Genomic DNA, 411 nt, shown 5'->3' on the forward strand with positions numbered 1-411 from the left:
CAGTCACGACGCACCGAGTAAACACGATGCGCGACGCACCCACGGCTAGTAGGCACACGGTTTCAGGTACTATTTCACTCCGCTCACGCGGTACTTATCACCATACCCTCACGGTACTATCCGCTATCTGTCACCAGGGAATAATTAGGCTTAGCGGGTGGTCCCGCCAGATTCACACGGGATTTCTCGGGCCCCGTGCTACTTGTGTGTCTCTCAAACGTGCCGCTGATGTTTCAGCTACGGGGGTCTTACCCTCTACGCCGGACCTATCGCATGTCCTTCGCCTACATCATCGGTTTCTGACTCGTCCTGTTGCCGGCAGACAACAGAAGAGAGATCCCACAACCCCGTATACGCAACCCCTGCCGGGTCTCACACGCATACGGTTTGGCCTCATCCGGTTTCGCTCGC

At 56.7% G+C, this 411-nt stretch carries 1 rRNA gene; it reads right to left on the bottom strand.

From position 1 onward, the window contains the following. Positions 1-411 (bottom strand): 23S ribosomal RNA (locus tag PUR53_RS08965); the annotation flags it as partial.

It is taken from the genome of Streptomyces sp. SP18BB07, from assembly GCF_036322545.1.
Classification (GTDB): Bacteria; Actinomycetota; Actinomycetes; order Streptomycetales; family Streptomycetaceae; genus Streptomyces; species Streptomyces deccanensis.